Source organism: Pseudomonas baltica (genome assembly GCF_031880315.1).
Lineage (GTDB): Bacteria > Pseudomonadota > Gammaproteobacteria > Pseudomonadales > Pseudomonadaceae > Aquipseudomonas.
The window spans coordinates 3,277,189-3,294,109 of sequence record NZ_CP134771.1; the positions used below are offsets into that span (position 1 = coordinate 3,277,189).

Here is a 16,921-nt window from a genome sequence, read left to right on the forward strand (position 1 = left end):
CCCTCCCCTGTGACGGGGCGGGCGGTGTCGGGTCTATCAGTGGTGATCGACCTTGATAGTCGGATCGGTACCGGCAACCAGCGACTTGATGGTGTCGTTGCTCCAGCTCACATTGTCGACGTGGATGGTGACATCCGCCGCGGCCGTGGCGATCTTGCCTGAGCTGTTGATGCTCAGGGTGGTGCCCGTGCTGTCGGTGGTCGCCTTGATGTAGTCGGAGATGTTGGTGACGGTCGCGGTCTGCAGCAGGTCGCTCAGGTCGAGTTTATCGCCCTCGGTGGTGCTGAAGTCCTTGATCACGTTGGTACCGGTATCGCCTTTGAGCCACATGAAGGTATCAGCGCCAGTGCCGCCCGACAGGATGTTGTTACCCGAGCCAGGGAGCAGGATGTCGTTGCCGGCGCCGCCCTGCAGCGTGTCGTTACCGCCCTGACCGAACAGGATGTCATTGCCATCGCCGCCCAGCAGGGTGTCGTTGCCACCGGTTGTCGAGACGTTCAGGGTGCCCGCCGTGGTGGCGATGGAACCGTTGAACTCGGTGATGTGGTTGGTGATGTACTGGTGCAGCGTTTCATCACTGACGCTGGAGGTGCTGTTCGTGGCCGAGGTCACATAGGCGCGCAGTGCTTCTGCGCCTTCCACCGCGGTGCCGCTGGTTGGGGTGAAGGTCACCATGTCGCCGAACAGAATGTCGTTGCCGGTCGAACCCGTCACGCTGTCATCACCCGCAGGTACGGCCGCCGTGCTGCTGTGGATGGCAGTGCCCAGGTCGCTGGCGCTGACGTTGTTCTGGATCACGCCGTCAGTGTCGAACTTGGCTAGCGTCGTGCCATCGACACTGCTGCCCAGACCAATGGCGTAGACGGTAGACGAGGCCTTGAGCGTCGCGAAATCGTCAGCCGCAGCGGTCACGGCTGCACTGGTGGTGCCCGAAACCGCATTCCCATTGGACAGGTACTCGTTGGGCTGACCGTCAGTGATGAAGTAGGTCAGGTTAGTCACACCGGTAGTCGTGTGCGTCGAGAACCAGGTATTGGCAGACTGGAACGCAGCTTCGTAGTCGGTCCGACCGCTGGCCGAATAGCTCTTCATCGTATTGATCAAGGTATCCAGCGCGTTGGCATCCGCCAGGTTGACGCTGACGGTGGAGACGACCTTGGTGCTGAAGTTTTCCAGGAACACGTTCACCGTACCGGCATGGTCGCCGGTCAGGCTGCTCTTCAGATCATTGAAGACTTGAGTGAGTTGGGAAATCGCGACGCTGAGTGCGCTCTTGCCCGTGCCCGAAACGGTGCCGCTCATCGACCCCGAGGTATCGACGATGAATGCCAGGTTGTAGCTGGCACCCTTGACCAACTGGGTGCCGCTGACGTCGCCGACCATGATGGTATTGGCGCCGCTGGAGGCCGTCTGGGTGTCGGTACCCGCCCCACCGGTTTGCGTGGCGAAGGTCTCGGCCGCCACGGTAATAGTGGTGGTTGCCGCCGCCGACTTGGCATTCAGAGCGCCGGTGCCGTCATCGACCGTCACGGTGACGGTGCGGGTGCTTTGCGCGGCTGGCGTGCCAGTGCTGGTGGTGTCATAGCCGTTGTTGCTATAGGTCACCGCCTTGATGGCTGCCTGGTAGTCCGCGTAAGTCCCGGTCCCGCTCAGGGTCACGACGATGCTGCTGCCCGACGTCGCTACGGTGCCAGTGATGCCGCTCGGCAAGGTGCCGAACGCCAGCGAGTCGCCCGCCGTCGCACTGTTCAAGGTGATCGTCGCGCCTGCGACGGTGCCGGTACCTTGGGTATCGGTAATGGTCGCATCGGTGTCAGCGATCGATACCGCCGTGCCTGGTGTGGCGTAGGCAACTGCGTAATCGTTGTTGGTCGCACCGCTGCTGTTGTTGAGGTCAAGGTCAATGGCCGGCGCGAAGTTGGCCTGGTCGACGGTGACCACGAACGAGGTCTGGCTCGACGCGGTACTGTTGTTGCTGCCTTCGATCGACGTTCCGGTGACCACTACGGTGATGGTCCCGACGTAGTTGGTCGGAGCCTTCAGGGACAGATTGCTCAGGTCCGCGTTGGTCACGGTGTAAGTGCCGTCCGTGTTCGCGGTCAGCGCCGTGGCACCCGAGTAGATCTGAGTACCTGTTGGCAGGCCGCTCAAGGTCACGCTGTGGGTTTCCGAGCCATCGTTGTCGGAGAAGGTCGCCGTGATCGCGCTGAGCTTGATCAGGGTGTTTTCCATCCCGTGGTTGATCGACGAGGCGGTGTAGAAGCCCTCGCCGTTCGAGCCGTTGAGCGCCGACAAGGTCACACCGTTGGCCGCGGCATCGGCGGTGCTGGTGTAGGTGATCAGGCCGCTGCCGGACAGGCTGGTAGCGGCGGCACCGTCGACCGAGACCTGCAGGTTGTAGTTGCCTGGGCCGGATTGATTGTAGTGGTAGATATCCAGGGTGTAGTAGCCCGATACCGTCGGCGTGAAGCTGCCGGTGATCGCACCTGAATTGTTGCCCCAGGTCGCCGTGGCGGCCAGCTTGCCACCCAAGGTCACGGCGAAGCTGTCATCCGCCGTGCCGCTGAAGGTGTAGACCTTGCCGGCGGTCAGGTACACCAGGCCGGTGGCTTCGGTCGCAGTGCCCGCAGTGACGCTGTTGCTGGTAGTGGTACCGGTGGTGTGCGTGGAGTTGAAGTCCTTCACCACCGTGCCGGACGTGGTCGCCGTGTGGCTGGCCGCGTAGGTGTTGATGTCGCCAGTCAACGTGGTACCGGTGATGCCGTTACCGTTGGTGCCGAAGGTGGTCTTGCCGGCGCTGTCGAGCACATAGGTGCTCAATAGCAGGCCAGTCGACGTCTGCGTTGGCAGCGCGACCGACAAGGTCGGCGCATCGGCCACGGCATTGAGGTCGATGGTCACGGTCTTGACCGCACTGAGGCCATTGTTGGCAGCACCGCTGCCATCGGTGGCCTGGAAGCTCAGCTGGGCGTAGTCATGCTGGTTGTTGCCCACACCATTGGCGACGTTGCCGTTGCTCGACTCGTTGAGGGCCGGGACGAACTGCAGGCTGCTGGCCGAGGTGAACACCTTGGCGGCTGAACCACCCTGCAGATCGGCAGCGGTCAGGGTGACCCAGGTGGTACCGACCAGATACTGCACCGAGCCGTTGGCTGGCAACGCGGTGAAGACGATACCCAGGCTCGAAGCCGGGCTGTCGACATCGGCGACGCCGAAGGTCGACCAGGCGATGGCCTTGGCGGTGTCTTCAGTACCGGTGATGGTGCTGTTGACTGCGGTGGGTGCATCGTTGACTGCAACCACGGTGATGCTGTTGCTTTCCGAGCCAGTCAGCAGGGTAGTGGTGTTGCCGCCATTGTCAGTAGCGACCACGGAGACGTTACGAGTACCCGCAACTGGCGTATCACCCGGTGCCGCGAAGGTGATCGAAGAGATCAGCGCTTTGTAGGCGGCGATATCGGCGGTGCCGGTCAGGGTGTAGGTCACGGTGCCGTTAGCGATCGAACCGGTAGCCGCGACCGCGATGCCGTTTTGCGCACCGATGGCCACAACGTCGCCAACCTGCAGGTTGGTCAAGGTCACGACGACCTTGCTCAAGGTGCTGTCATCAGCATCGGTGATCGCCAGGGCGCCGACAGCCGATTTGGCGGCATCGCCTTCGGTAAAGGTCACGTTGCTGCCGGCCACGACCGGTGCATCGTTGACCGCACTGACGCTGATCACCGAAGTCGCGGTGTTCGACGCCAGGCCATCATCGTCTTTCACGACAACCGTCACCGAACGTGCCGTGGTGTCAGGGTTGGCGCTGGTGTTGTTGTAGGTGATCGAGTCGATCAGGTTCTGATACGTCGCCTTGGTTGCAGTACCGGTCAGGGTAACGGCGATGCTGCTGGCAGTGCCGGTAGCCGGTGTGCTGACGATGTTCCAGGTGATGCCGTTGGTGGTACCTGAGGTCGAAGTCGAGCTGCCAATGTTCAGGACATCGGATGCTTTGGCGTTGGTCAGGGTGACGGTAGCGCCACTCAGGTTGTCACTGTCGACATCGGTGATCAGAGCGTTAGCCACGATGGCAACCGCACCGCCTTTCTCGGTGAAGCCGGTGGTGGTATCGGCCGTGGTGGTGTTGCTCGGGCTCAAGTCCAACACAGGCGCATCGTTGACGTTGACGACATTGACGGTAACGGTCGCCGTCGAGGTCAAACCACTCGGATCGCTGATGGTGTAGCTGAAGCTCGCGGCGCCTTGGTAGTTGGTCTCTGGCGTGTACACGACGTTGCCGGTAGCAGCGTTGTAGACCACGGTGCCATGGGTGTCGCTGGTGGCAGTCACGCTGTCGATCTTGATGACGTCATGATCAGGATCGCTGTCGTTGCTCAGCAAGTCGGCGCCCTTGATCACCAGCGGGGTTTCTTCCAGCGTGGTCAGGGTCGAGTGCGTCAGCGTCCCCGCAGTGGAGCCCAGGGTGCTGTAGGTATTGCCGCCATCGGTGCTCACCTGCACCAACAGTTTGGCGACGCCACCTTGATCCCAGTAGACGATCTGGATGTCGTGCGCGCCAGCGGTGCTACCGGTCGTGAAGGTGCCGATATTCGACGTGGCGCTCTGGTTCTGGCTGACCGAAACCACCGCCTTGCCGTCGATGAGGACGGTGTAGCCGTCATCCGCAGTGACTTTGAAGGTGTAGGTGGTGTTGGCGTTCAGGTTGACCTTGCCGAACAGTTCGACGATCACATCCGAGGTGTTCGGCTGAGTGCCGACAACGTTGGTGGCGTTAGTCCCGTTGGTGCCAAGGAACGTCGCGAGGTCGCCGCTGCTGCCCAATGGACCATTGACGGCATAGTTCAGCTGGGTCGCCGAGAAGGTCACATCCGGCGTGTGCGCGGCGATGTAGTCCGTGGCCTGCTTGATAGTGCCCAGGTTCGGTTGCGTAGTGTTGTTCTGCGCGTAGCCGTAGTAGTTGGCTTGCAGGCCGGCAATGTTGAGGGCCGGAACGTCGTTTACCGCGATAGGTGCATCGTTGACCGCCACCACGGTGATGCTGTTGCTTTCCGAACCAGTCAGCAGCGTGGTGGTGTTACCGCCGTTGTCGGTAGCGACGACCGAGACGTCACGGGTACCCGCGACTGGGGTGTCGCCCGGTGCAGCGAAGGTGATCGACGAGATCAGCGCTTTGTAGGCGGCGATATCGGCGGTGCCGGTCAAGGTGTAAGTCACGGTGCCTTGGGCTACCGAACCGGTGGCCGCGACATTGATGCCGCTTTGCGCGCCGATGGCGACGACGTCGCCTGCCTGCAGGCTGCTCAGGGTCACGACGACCTTGCTCAGCGTGCTGTCATCGGCGTCAGTGATCGCCAAGGTACCCACGGCCGATTTGGCTGCATCGCCTTCGGTGAAGGTGACGTTGCTGCCAGTCACGACTGGCGCGTTGTCCACTGCCGCGATGTTCAGGGTGCTGGTTGCGACGTTGGACGCGGCATCCCCCACGTTATCGCTGTTCAAGCCGGTATCGGTCACTTGCACGGTCACGGTACGTGGCGTGGTGTCCGGGTTCTGGCTGGTGCTGCTGTATTGCAGCGAGTTGATCAGCGTCTGGTAGTCAGCGCGGCTAGCATCGCCGCTCAGGGTGATGGTCAGCGTGGTGCCGTTGATCGAGGTGCTGTACGTCACGCCCGCGACATCAGTGCTGCCGCTGGTGCCGACCGCGCCCACCACGTGGCTCGAGGTCAGTACGTCGGTGCCCTGGTAGTTGCTCAGGGTGATGGTCGCGCCGTGGATCTGCTTGCCGGCAACGCTGTTGTCTTCGTCGGTGATGGTGAAGCCGTTGACCAGGGCAACGGCAGCGCCGCCTTCGGTGTAGGAACTGCCGGTATCGGCTACAACCGGGGCATCGTTGACGAAGGTCACTGTTGGCGTCGCTGCGCTCTGACCCGTCAGGGTGCCGTCGCTTACGGTCAAATCTACGGCAGGCAGTGCATTGCCCGCGTTGACGAAGGCCGCGCCTTTGTCGGTCAGCACCACGGTGTTACCGCTGATGGCGTAGTACTGATCGACGTTGGTACCGGTGGTGAAGTTCACGGTCAGGTTCGGGCTGTCCGGGTCGGCAGTCGTGAAGGTCGCGGCCACATCGTTGCCGTGGGCGCTGTTTTCCGTGATCGGGTTGGCGACGACAGTGATGGTCGGTGCATCGTTGACCGCAACCACAGTGATGCTGTTGCTTTCCGAACCAGTCAGCAGCGTGGTGGTGTTGCCGCCGTTGTCGGTAGCGACGACCGAGACGTCACGGGTACCCGCGACTGGGGTGTCGCCCGGTGCAGCGAAGGTGATCGACGAGATCAGCGCTTTGTAGGCGGCGATATCGGCGGTGCCGGTCAAGGTGTAGGTCACGGTGCCTTGGGCTACCGAACCGGTAGCCGCGACATTGATGCCGTTCTGCGCGCCGATGGCGACGACGTCGCCAGCGTGCAGGCTGCTCAGGGTCACGACGACCTTGCTCAAGGTGCTGTCATCGGCGTCAGTGATCGCCAAGGTACCCACGGCCGATTTGGCTGCATCGCCTTCGGTGAAGGTGACGTTGCTGCCGGTCACGACTGGCGCGTTGTCCACTGCCGTGATGTTCAGGGTGCTGGTTGCGACGTTGGACGCGGCATCACCTACGTTGTCGCTGTTCAAGCCGGTATCGGTCACTTGCACGGTCACGGTACGTGGCGTGGTGTCCGGGTTCTGGCTGGTGCTGCTGTATTGCAGCGAGTTGATCAGCGTCTGGTAGTCAGCGCGGCTGGCATCGCCGGTGAGGGTGATGGTCAGCGTGGTGCCGTTGGTCGAGGTGCTGTACGTCACGCCCGCGACATCAGTGCTGCCGCTGGTGCCGACCGCGCCCACCACGTGGCTCGAGGTCAGTACATCGGTGCCCTGGTAGTTGCTCAGGGTGATGGTCGCGCCGTGGATCTGCTTGCCGGCAACGCTGTTGTCTTCGTCGGTGATGGTAAAGCCGTTGACCAAGGCAACGGCAGCACCGCCTTCGGTGTAGGAACTGCCGGTATCGGCCACAACCGGGGCATCGTTGACGAAGGTCACTGGCGGAGTTGCCGAGCCGTTGCCGGTCAGGGTGCCGTCGCTTACGGTCAAATCTACGGCAGGCAGTGCATTGCCCGCGTTGACGAAGGCCGCGCCTTTGTCGGTCAGCACCACGGTGTTGCCGCTGATGGCGTAGTACTGATCGACGTTGGTGCCGGTGGTGAAGCTCACGGTCAGGTTCGGGCTGTCCGGATCGGCAGTCGTGAAGGTCGCGGCCACATCGTTGCCGTGGGCGCTGTTTTCCGTGATCGGGTTGGCGACGACAGTGATGGTCGGCGCATCGTTGACCGCAACCACAGTGATGCTGTTGCTTTCCGAACCAGTCAGCAGTGTGGTGGTGTTGCCGCCGTTGTCGGTGGCGACGACCGAGACGTCACGGGTACCCGCGACTGGGGTGTCGCCCGGTGCAGCGAAGGTGATCGACGAGATCAGCGCTTTGTAGGCGGCGATATCGGCGGTGCCGGTCAAGGTGTAAGTCACGGTGCCTTGGGCTACCGAACCGGTGGCCGCGACATTGATGCCGCTTTGCGCGCCGATGGCGACGACGTCGCCAGCCTGCAGGCTGCTCAGGGTCACGACGACCTTGCTCAGCGTGCTGTCATCGGCGTCAGTGATCGCCAAGGTACCCACGGCCGATTTGGCTGCATCGCCTTCGGTGAAGGTGACGTTGCTGCCGGTCACGACTGGTGCGTTGTCCACTGCCGTGATGTTCAGGGTGCTGGTCGCGACGTTGGACGCTGCATCACCCACGTTATCGCTGTTCAAGCCGGTATCGGTCACTTGCACGGTCACGGTACGTGGCGTGGTGTCCGGGTTCTGGCTGGTGCTGCTGTACTGCAGCGAGTTAATCAGCGTCTGGTAGTCAGCGTGGCTGGCATCGCCGCTCAGGGTGATGGTCAGCGTGGTGCCGTTGATCGAGGTGCTGTACGTCACGCCCGCGACATCAGTGCTGCCGCTGGTGCCGACCGCGCCCACCACGTGGCTCGAGGTCAGTACGTCGGTGCCCTGGTAGTTGCTCAGGGTGATGGTCGCGCCGTGGATCTGCTTGCCGGCAACGCTGTTGTCTTCGTCGGTGATGGTGAAGCCGTTGACCAAGGCAACGGCAGCACCGCCTTCGGTGTAGGAACTGCCGGTATCGGCTACAACCGGGGCGTCGTTGACGAAGGTCACTGGCGGAGTTGCCGAGCCGTTGCCGGTCAGGGCGCCGTCGCTCACGGTCAGGTCTACAGCAGGCAGTGCATTGCCCGCGTTGACGAAGGCCGCGCCTTTGTCGGTCAGCACCACGGTGTTACCGCTGATGGCGTAGTACTGATCGACGTTGGTGCCGGTGGTGAAGCTCACGGTCAGGTTCGGGCTGTCCGGGTCGGCAGTCGTGAAGGTCGCGGCCACATCGTTGCCGTGGGCGCTGTTTTCCGTGATCGGGTTGGCGACGACGGTGATGGTCGGTGCATCGTTGACTGCGGTCACGTTGACCGCCAGGGTCGCCACATTGGATTCGGAGTTCGTTGCGCCGGTGCCGTCGTTTACCGAAACGGTGATGTCGCGAGTGCCCGAAACCGTCGCGCCGTTGCTGCTGAAGGTGATCGACTTGATCAGGTCTTCATACACTTCGTGGGTGGCGGTGCCGGTGATGGTGATCACACCGGTAGTGGCGTTCTGAGCGATGGTCAGGCCGGCGGCGATAGCTGCCTTGGCCACGTCGCTGTTGGTGTCGAGCGCCAACAGATCGCCAGCGCCGATGTTGGTCACCTTGATGGTGGCCGAGCCGACGGTGCTGCCCTGGTCGACGTCGGTGATGGTGAAGTCGGCGCCAGCGATGTTGATCGCGGCCTGATGTTCGTTGTAGGCCGCAGCGGTATCGGTGCCCGCCGCCGCGCCATTGAGATCGACCACAGGTGCATCGTTGACCGAGATGACGTTGACGTCCAGCTCGGCGGTCACGGGTGCACTCACCGACGCGCCGTCGGTGGAGGTTGCGGTGACGATCAGCTTGATGTCGCCGTTGTCGGTGCTGTTGTAGTTGGCCGGCGGGGTCAGGGTGATGGTCGAGCGCGACCAGTCGCTGATGTCGATCTCGTTGCCAACGTTGGCGGCCGTGATGGTCACCGTGTGGGCCGCGGTGCCATCGGTGATCACCGAGCCTACCGGTGCACCCTTGAGGGTGATCTTCATGGTTTCGGAGCCGTCGGTGTCGACGGTCGCCGCATTGATGCTGGACAGCAGGATCGCGTGATCCTCCAGGCCTTGGTTCAGTACTTCGCTGACGGTGATGTTGGACAACAGGCCGCCGTAGCTGTCGCTGCCGTTCGAGCCGTCGGCATTGACAGCCTGGAAGCTCAGCACCTGATCGCCCGTGCTCGAAGACGGGATATTGAAGGTGTAGGACTGCAGGCCGCCCGTGGTAGCGCTCAGCGTACCGACGACAGTATTGCCCCACATCACGTTGATCAGCGAGCCGGCGAAATCGCTGCCGCGCGGTGCGTAGTCCACCGTCACGGTGTACAGCGCGCCGTTCTTGGCGTCGATGGTGGTGTACAGGTTGGACTGGTCGCCCGCGTTGCGCTCCAGCTCGATGACCTGAGTGGTGCCGTTGCCAGCGCCATACACGCCGACCTGGCCGACTTCGACCTGGCCCGAGCCATTGACCGAGTTGCCGGTGCTCCAGACGCTGGCGCCACCGCCGAAAATCGAACCGTTGGCGGTCGGGGTGGTGTCGTTGGTCAAGCTGCCGACGAGGACGCTGCCGCTCCAGCTCTGGCCGTCCAGCTGCACATCGGACAGGTGCGTGGTGATTCCGTCGCGAGCGGTGCCGAAGGTGATGATCGGCGTATCGGCTACGGGCGTGACGTCCAGGGTCAAGACGCCCGCGGTGCCGACCTGCACGGTGGTGGCGCCATTGACTGTAGTGCTTTGCGTCGGCGCGAACTCGAGGGTCGCGTAGTCGGTGCCCATGTTGCCCAGTGCGCCAGCGGTGCCACCGCTCGACTCGTTGGCAGCCGGGGTGAAGACCAGCTTGCCGGCCTCGATATCGGCCCGGCTGACCACTTCGCCCACAGTCACGGCGTTGCCGTCCAGAGTCAGGCTACCGGCGACCGGCAGCTTGGTGATGGTGATGCCCATGTTGGCATTGCTGAAGTCGCTGTCGTCGGTGCTGAAGCTGGTCCACTTGAGGGTTTGCGGGGTGTCTTCCGCGCCCGTCACGGTGCTGGTCACAGCGTTCAGGCCATCGTTCACCGGGGTGACGTTGATGGTGGTCTGGGCCGCAGCAGAAGACAGGCCGCCATCGTCCACGACCGAAACGGTCACGGTGCGCACGCCGGCGGTTGGGGTTTCGCTGGTGCTCTGGTAGCCGATCTGGGAAATGATCGTCTGGTATTCGGCCGGCGTCAGGGTGGCCGTGATGGTCACCTGCAGCGCGTCCTTGCCATCCACCTGCACGACTTCGGTCTTGACCTGCATGCTGTTGGTGCTGCTTGGCACGCCGGTCAGCTCGTCGCCAGCAACGTAGCCGGTCAGGGTGATGGTGGCCGACTGCAAGTTGCTGACGATCACGTTGCCATTGGCGTCGTGGTTGGTGCCGGTATCCGGGTCGGTGATGCTCAGGTTATTGCTGATGCTGACCGGCCCGCCATTCTCGACGAAGGTAACGGCGGTGTAATTGATGCCATCGACGGCGGTGCCGTTCAGGTCGACCACGGGGGCGTCGTTGACCGGCGCCACGGTGACGTTGAGCGTGGCCGAGCTTGGCGCGTAGCTGCCGTTGCTGAGTTCGGTCGCCTCGGCCAGCACGGTCACGGTGAAGCTGCCGTTGTAGCTGGCCGGCGTCTGCAAGCTCAGGGCAGAGCTGTCCCAACCGGTGATGACCAGGTTGCCGTTGGCGTCCGCGGTGCCGGTGTTGCCGTGGCTGTCGGTGACCAGGGTGCCTTCCGGCAAGCCCTTCAGCGTCACGACGTGGGTTTCCGAGCCGTCAGTGTCCGGGAACGTGATGGTCATCGGCGCGAGCTTGATGATCGAATCTTCGTTACCGGTGTTCAGTGCGGCCGGCTCGACCACCAGGCCGCTGCTGCCCAGATCCACAGGCGCGCTGGAGCCATCGGAGACCTGCACGCCGTAGTAGCCCGGACCGTCCTGGTTGAAGTGGTAGGCGCTCAGGTCATAGTAGCCCGAGGTGGCCGGCGTGTAGCTGCCGCTGATCTGCCAGGTACCGGATTGGCTGGTGGCAACGAGCTGGCCGTTGATGGTCAGCGCGAAGCTGTCATCGGCGGTGCCGCTGAAGGTGTAGGTCTTGCCGGCCTCCAGGTAGACCTGGGAGTCGATCTTGGTGGCCACACCTGGCGCAACATCGCCTTGAGCGAAGCTGGCGGTGGCAGGCAAGGAGGTAGTGCCCGAGCCTGCGGCCGAGGCCTTGTTCAGCGCATCGACCAAGGCTTGCGCGGAAGCACCGCTGCCGCCGCCCAACAGCGTAGCGACTGCGTCACCGCTGAAAGTCTGGCTGGTCACTGCCGGCAACACCGTGATGATCGCGGCGTCGGCCACGGCAATCACGGAAATGGTCGGAGTGGCCGGCACGGTGCTGACCACGCCTTCGTTGTCGGTGGCGGTGTAGCTGAAGGTGGTGTCACCGCTCCAGTTGGCGTCCGGCTTGAAGTACACCGTTGCGCTGTTGCTGGTGGCGGCGATGGCCTGGCTCAGGTCGAGGGCGTGGGCGCCGGCGGCATCGCTGTAGAAGGTGCCGTGGGCCGCCGCGCTGGTGATGGTGAAGCTGGCCACCGAGCCGCCGGCGTTGCTGTCGCTACCGCTCAGGTGCACGGTGACCAGATTGTCTTCATTAGCGCCGTCGGCCGGTGCGGCGACAGCGATCGGCGCATCGTTGATGCTGATCGTGCTGGTCGCGGTGTTGGAATCCAGAGCGACGTCGGTAACGTTGGTACCACCCGCATCGGTCAGGGTGATCGACACGGTGCGGTCGGACGAATCCGGGTTGGCCACGGTGTTGTTGAAGGTCAGCGACTCGATCAGCGCTTTGTAGTCGGTGATGGTCCCTGCACCGCTGAGGGTGTAGGTGAAGCCATCTGCCAGCGAGCCGGTCCGGGTGATGGTGATGCCTTCGGCACTGGTGCCGGAGATCACGCCGTTGGCGTCGGAGCTGGTGATGCTGAACTGGCTCGAGGTGACGACATCGCCGGCCTTGGTGCCATCGACCACCACGGTGGCCTTGCTCATGTTGACGTTCTGGTCAGCGGCATCGCTGATCTGCACGTTCTGCACCAACGCGACGGCGCCACCATTTTCGGTGAAGCGCACGCTGCTGTCGGTCACGCCATCGCCACCGATGCTGACGGTCGGCGCATCGTTGACCGGGGTCACTTCGATGGTGATGCCCTGGGTGGTCGTCAGTGCGCCGCCGATGCCGGTGTTGCCTTGGTCGTTGACCGAGATCGACAGGCCAGCGGTGCCGTTGGCATCGTTCAAGTTCGGCGCTGGGGTGAAGGTCGCGCCTTCGAGCTGGGCGTTGATCTGAGCAGGGGTACCGGTCAGGGTCACCACGCCATTGTTGGTCACGCTGGAGGTACCGTCCGCCAGGACCAGGATACCGCCCGTTGCCGTCACATCGACTTTGATCGGGCTAGTGGCCGAATCCACGTCAGCGACGGTGATGGCGTTGCCATTGGCCGTCGAGAAGGTCAGCGAGGTGTCTTCCGCGACAGTTTGAGTAGCCGGTGCGCTGATGGTCGGCGCATCGTTGACCGCCACCACGTTGACCGTGACGATCGCGGTGTTGGAGGTCGCCTGGCCATCGGTGACGGTGTAGCTGAAGGTCACCAGACCATTGATATTCTTGGCCGGCGTGAAGATCACGTCGCCGTTGCCATCCAGTACCACGGTGCCCACGACGTTGCCTGCGGCATCCGTCACCGCAGAAGGGGTTTTCCCATCAGTGCCCTGCAGGGTGTTGATGGTCAATGCATCGCCATCGACATCGGTGTCGTTGGCCAGCAGGGTCGCGGCCTTGATGACCAGTGGCTGATCTTCAAAGGTGGTCAGGGTGTCGTGCCCCAGCGCGGCGGTATCGGTTTGACCCAACACGCCGTAAGTGCCCACGACACCACTGGTTACCGGCGCCACTTCGACAGTCAGCTGGGCGTAGCTGCCCTGATCCCAGTAGACAATCTGGATATCGTGCGCGCCTGAGGTAGCGAGCGAGAAGTTGAACACATCGGTGGTCGATGGCTGGTTGCCATCGACGGCAGCCACTTGCTTGCCATCGATGTAGACGGCGTAGCCATCATCCGCAGTGATGCGCAGCGAGTAATCGCCAGCGGCCATGGTCACTTTACCGGTCAGCTCGACGATAGCGTCCGAGGTGGTGGTCTGCGTGGTGCCATTGGCGTAGGTCAGGGAAGCGCTGTCGGCGCCCAGGAACTTGTCCAGGTTGGAGGTGGTGCCCAGGTTGTTGCCGAACAATTGGCCCGTGTCGGTACCGCCGTAGTTGACGTTGGTCGCCGAGAAGCTGGCATTCGCCGAATGCGATGCGATGAAGTCCAGTGCTTGCTTGATGGTGCCCAGGTTCGGGCCATCGGTGCCTTCGCGATAACCGTAGTAGTTACCTTGCAGGCTGCCGGAAATCGTGGTGGCGATGTCGTTGTTGGCGACCGGTGGGTCGTTGACTGGGGTAACGTCGATTGCGATGGGCTGGGTAGCCGTCAGCGGGCCGCCAGCACCGGTGTTACCTTGGTCGTTGACCGAGACCGTCAGGCCGGCGGTAGAACCGTTGGTGTCGTTCGAGTTCAGGATCGGGGTGAAGGTCGCCCCTTCCAGCGCGGTGTTGATCTCGGCAGGGGTGCCAGTCAGGGTCACCACACCGTTGGTGGTAGCGCTGGTGGTGCCGTCGGCCAGGACCAAAGTACCGCCCGCCACGGTCACGTCGACCTTGATCGGGCTGGTGCCGGAGTCCACGTCAGCGACGGTGATGGCGTTGCCATTGGCTGCCGAGAAGATCAGCGGGGTGTCTTCGGCGACTGTCTGGGTGGTCGGCGCGCTGATGGTCGGCGCATCGTTGACCGGGGTGACGTCGATGGCGATGGACTGGGTAGCCGTCAGCGGGCCGCCAGCGCCGGTGTTGCCTTGATCGTTGACCGTGATCGACAGGCCGGCGGTAGAACCGTTGGTGTCGTTCGAATTCAGGGTCGGGGTGAAGGTCGCGCCTTCCAGCTGCGCGTTGATCTGTGCAGGGGTGCCGGTCAGGGTCACGACACCGCTGTTAGTCGTGCTGGTGGTGCCATCGGCAAGGACCAAAATACCGCCCGAGACGGTCACGTCGACCTTGATCGGGCTGGTGGCGGAGTCCACATCAGCCACGGTAATGGCATTGCCATTGGCCGTCGAGAAGATCAGCGGTGTGTCTTCGGCTGTGGTCTGAGCGATCGGGGCGTCGATAGTCGGGGCGTCGTTGACCGGCGTCACCACCAGGATGACCGTCTGGGTATTCGGGGTAGACGTCGCGCCGTTGCTGCTTTCAGTGGTGTACGAACTGATGGTCAGCTGGATGTCGCCGTTTGCCTGGCTGTTGTAGTTCAGCGGCGGCGTCACGGCCAGAGTCGCCAGGTTGGCGTCAGTGATGTCGGTGGTAGCGCCGTCGGTGGCGACTGGCTTGGTGACGGTGACGCCAGCAGCGTTCTGGTACGTGATGACCGAACCGGCAGGCAGGCCGCTGACGGTGGTGGTCAGGGTTTCCGAGCCGTCGGTGTCGACCAGTGCGGTGCTGACGCCAGTGATGGCGATCGCCGAATCTTCAGCGCCGCTGATCGTGGCAGGGACCGTGAGCGTAGGCGTATCAGCCACCGCGTTGATCACCAGGCCGATGCTGGCCTGCGCGCCCAGCAGCGGTGTGGCGGAAGAAGCATTGTTGACCGGCTGGAAGTCGATCGCGCCGTAGAGGTCCTGCACGCTGCCGGCACCGGCACCGGTGCTCGCGGCGTTGGCCGCCGGGGTGAAGACCAGGGTGCCGTTGTCGAGCTCGGCCTTGGTGATGATGTCGCCTGCGGCAACGGTGGTCGAAACGCCGTTGACCGTCAGCACCAGGGTGCCGCTAGGAATGCTGGTGATCTTGACGCCCAGATCCGGCGTCTCGCCAGGGGCGGCCTGCTGGACGTTGAAGTTGCCCCAGGTCAGGTTGACTGGAGTGTCTTCAGAGCCGACCACCGAATCGCCGCCCGCGCCCGTGGTGGTATTGCCGCCCGTGCCGGTGGCAGTCGGTACGGTCTGGTCGACGATATCGGTATTGACAGTGCTCAGCGCGCTGTCGACCGTCGGGTTTTCCAGGCCGCCACCGGTGACGCCGGTCAGCGTCAGGGTCACGCCTTCGGTGCCTTCGAGCAGGTTGTCGGTCAGGGTGCCGAGCGTGAAGCTGTTCTGGCCGGCAGGCAGCACGACGGTCACGGTCGCCGTGCTGATGCCGGTCTCGGCGTTGGTGACGATGTTGCTGAAGGTGACGTTCGATCCGCCAGGCGTGACGTCGGTGCCATTGGTAGTGGCCGAGCCTGGAACAGCGGTGCCGCTGTAGCTCAGGGTAAGGGTCAGCGGCGCGGTGGTGGTCGGCACGTTGACGGTATAGGTGGCGGCCGAGCCTTCGTTGACAGAGGCGGTGTGGTCGCTGAAACCGATCAGGGTCGGGGTAGTGTTGTCGACGATCGAGGTGGTCACGGTGGCGCCGGTCGTCACGACCGACTCCAGATTACCGTCGGCGCCGTTGGCCACACCGGTGACGGTCAGGGTCGTGGTGGTCGTACCTTGGGCATAGATGTCATCACCGCGGCCGCCATGGTTGGCATCACCAACGTTGACGGTGTAATCGACAGAGGTCTTGCCCGCGGCGATGGTCACGGTGTTGCCATCGGACAGCGTCAGCACCAGGTTGGTCTGCGGCGCGTTGGCGACGCTGATGGTGTAGGTCACCGAGGTGCCTTCGGTCACGGTGCCGTTCGGTGCGGTGATGCTGACCTGGGTCGGATCGATGGTATCGGTGACCAGGGTGGTGGCCGGGGTAGGGTCGGTGGTGAGCACCAGACCTTGACCGCCGGTCGTACCCGTCACGGTCACGGCGACGGTATGGGCGTCGAGGTAGACATCGTTGGTATCGGCGAAGGTCACGTTGACCGAGCCGGTCAGCTGGCCAGCCGCGATAGTGATCACCTGACCGTTGGACAGGGTAATGGTCAGCGGGCTGACCGGGGCCTGGGTCAGGGTCGCGGTGTAGGTCACCACGCCGCCGGTTTCGGCGACTGAGCTGGTCGCGCTCAGGGTCAGGGTCGAGGCGCGCAGCGGCAACGCCTCGGCCTGCTCGGTGCCGGCAGCAGCGCCATTGTCCAGGCCCGCAGTATTGAAGCCAATGGTCGGCGCCACGGTCGCAGCCGTCGCATCCAGTACCACGAACGAGTGGCCGCCGCCGGCTTCGCCGCCAGGGCCGACATCAGTCACCGGGGTCACACCGGCCGCCGGCGCTTCGAACGCTTTGGTCGGGTCGACGCCATCAGCGATGGCTTGCTGCAGCTCGGCAGCCGAAGGCGCTTGCGTAGCGGCGACCTGCTCGCCTTCGCCTACCTGCGTGCTGATCTGCGGGTTGGCGGCACTCCATTGGCTGTCACGGCCAACGTCCAGCACCCGGCCGTCGGCCAGTTGCAGCGATACGGCACCCGAAGCCCCGGTCTCAATGCGCTCGCCGGCGAGCAGATGGTCGCCCTCGATGAGTACGCGCTTGATCCCTTCTGGGGAAATTGCAATGACTTGACCAACAATGCTTTTGACGATGGCAACAACACTGCTCATTGGGGAACTCTCCGGGGATGCC

1 protein-coding gene is annotated in these 16,921 nt (G+C 63.3%); it reads right to left on the reverse strand.

What is annotated here, in order from left to right:
- Positions 1 to 36: 36 nt before the first annotated feature.
- Positions 37 to 16,899: a tandem-95 repeat protein gene (locus tag REH34_RS14640; RefSeq protein ID WP_311972018.1), complete on the reverse strand. Its 16,863-nt coding sequence runs from the start codon at positions 16,897 to 16,899 to the stop codon at positions 37 to 39.
- Positions 16,900 to 16,921: the final 22 nt, after the last annotated feature.